Source organism: Bradyrhizobium sp. UFLA05-153, assembly GCF_054185185.1.
On sequence record NZ_JBBIAM010000288.1, the window covers coordinates 1 to 2,262 of the forward strand.

Below are 2,262 nucleotides of genomic sequence, written 5' to 3' on the forward strand. Positions count from 1 at the left end.
CACGGGTCCCGTCACAGGTACGCTACGCATGAACTTGATTTTTGGCAGAGACTTTCGCAGCGCCACGACATGATCTGGCGTAAGCAATTCGTTTGAAGCGCCAAGATGCACGATGGGCGGGTCAAGCTCCCTGGCCATCCGTTCGATGAGAGCGACATCCGCCGAGAGGAACAGCGCTGAAAGCACGGACGGCGCCTGGATCGCCTTCATGACAGCTGCAGCCTCGTGAACCCGAAGCTCGCGAGGGAAAGACCCATCGCCGACAAGAACGCCGACATGATCCACACCGATTGCCGAGATCGCTTCGGCTTCAGCAGGTGTCGCCACCTCGTAGATTTGCGTCAGCATTGTTCTACACCAGTTTCCTGGGCCACACGTTTGAACGGGCACGACGGCCCTGCCCTGAGTCAATAGCCGGTTTGAGCCAAAGGCAGCGGTCAGCGCAGCATCGTACGACGTCCGGTCTCCCGCAGACAGCGGACATCGTGACGGCTCGCAGTTGTTCAGCTCAGGGCCAAAAGCGGCCGTTCCGTTCACGCTTGCGATTGATCGCCAAGTCGGTCAACGTCAACGGACGCGACGGCATTCCACAGGAATTGCTCGATAATTTCCAATCCCACGGCACTATGGGAGGAACGCATGTCGGCACATGAACATTGGCAGATGGACGCCAGCGCGCCGGAACTTTACGAGCGCTACCTAGTGCCAGCCATCACTTCCGTATGGGCTAATGATCTCCTTGATCGTATCGCTCTGGGACGAGGTGAAAGCGTACTCGACATCGCCTGTGGGACAGGCGTCGTGGCGAGGCTGGCAGAGCAGCGTGGGCATGCCGGAAGATTGGTTGGCATTGACCTCAATACAGCCATGATCGCGATTGCGCGGCGAAAGTCCGCCAGCATTGAATGGATTGAAGGTAGCGCGCTGGACCTGCCGTTCGATAGCAATAGCTTTGACGTAGTGCTCTGCCAACTCGGGCTACAATTCTTCCCGGATCGCGCGCTGGCGCTAAGGGAAATGGTGCGGGTGCTGAAGCCGCGAGGCCGCGCTGGGTTGAGCGTCTACAGCGCAATCGAGAGGACGCCAGCAGCGCACGCTTTCGTGCAGGCGCTCGAGAAATATCTTGGGGAAGAGGCTTCGCGAACCAAACGTTCGGAGCACCTCTCGAACGATGCGCACGAGGTCGGCGCTTGGGCGAAGCAGGCGGGGTTCGACGTTGTTGATGTAGCCACCGTCACAAAGCAGATCACGTTTCCCTCCGTGATAGATTATGTCCGTTCTCAGCTCACCGCGACGCCGATGGCGGCGCTCCTGCTGAAGGACGTAGGTGCGTCCGAGCGTGAGCGCCTCATCATGTCGATTGCCGATGACGCGGCGTCCCGCCTTGATCGTCCGATGCTGGCGGGCGGCAAGCTGACGTTCCCGCAGCAATCGTTCGTGGTGATGGCGTCAGTTCACTGAGGTCTGCTCTGGGTCTTGGCCGTGTAAAAACGGCCTTACAGGGCCGTCAAAACTGGGCCGGCCTCAGGCCGCGATCGCGGCGATCAGCGGCCTGATCCCGAGGATATTCATTGCTCGGGTCAGATTGTAGGCCAGAACCGAGAGCGCCATCTCGGCGGCTACCTTTGGAAGGGTTTTGGTCAGGAAGTGCGTCGCTCCCATTCGTGCCTTCATCGTGCCGAACGGATGCTCGACAGTCTCGCGACGAAGGCGCATAGCGAGCGGGTTCGCATCGAGCCGCTGCTGCACGGCGTCGAGCAGATCCTCGTGCTCCCATCGCGTGATCCGTCGCTCTGATCCGGGCGTGCACTGGGGTTTGATCGAACAGTTCTTACAGGCGTTGGTCCAGTAGCGCCGCAGCATCTTGTCGGCTTCTTCGTTTGTATAGCGATACGGCAATCGCTCCCCGGCCGGACAACGATAGGCGTCTTCCGCCGGCAAATAGACAAAGTCCTGCTTACCGAAGCGTCCGTCCGACTTGGCGCCCGAAGTCATCGGCTTGGGCAGAGTTACTGTGATGCCGGCCTCGTGGCAGGCGAGGATCTCCGGGCTGCTGAAGTAGCCGCGATCGGCAACGGCCTCGAGCGTCTCAGTCTTCAGAACAGCCTTCGCCTGCCTGGCCATATTGGCAAGTTGTGCCCGATCTGAGCCGCTGTTCGTCACCTCATGCGCGATGATCAGGTGATGGTCGGTATCGACGGCGACTTGGACATTGTAGCCGACAACGCCGGATCCGCGGCCACTGGTTGCCATCGAACGGCT

General features: G+C 60.0%; 3 protein-coding genes. 1 reads left to right on the forward strand and 2 read right to left on the reverse strand.

The window, feature by feature from the left end; translation table 11 throughout:
- On the reverse strand, window positions 1–348 hold a 348-nt coding region (locus tag Q2941_RS51335), incomplete at its 3' end, for a beta/alpha barrel domain-containing protein (protein WP_458197507.1).
- Window positions 349–639: 291 nt separating this feature from the next.
- Between Q2941_RS51335 and Q2941_RS51340 the strand changes: the two genes are divergently transcribed.
- Window positions 640–1,461, forward strand: coding sequence for a class I SAM-dependent methyltransferase (locus Q2941_RS51340; protein ID WP_458197508.1), 822 nt, complete (start codon window positions 640–642; stop codon window positions 1,459–1,461).
- Between the two features lie 63 nt (window positions 1,462–1,524).
- Here Q2941_RS51340 and Q2941_RS51345 read toward each other — a convergent pair.
- Window positions 1,525–2,262: transposase (locus Q2941_RS51345; RefSeq protein WP_458197509.1), on the reverse strand; the 738-nt coding region annotated here is incomplete at its 5' end.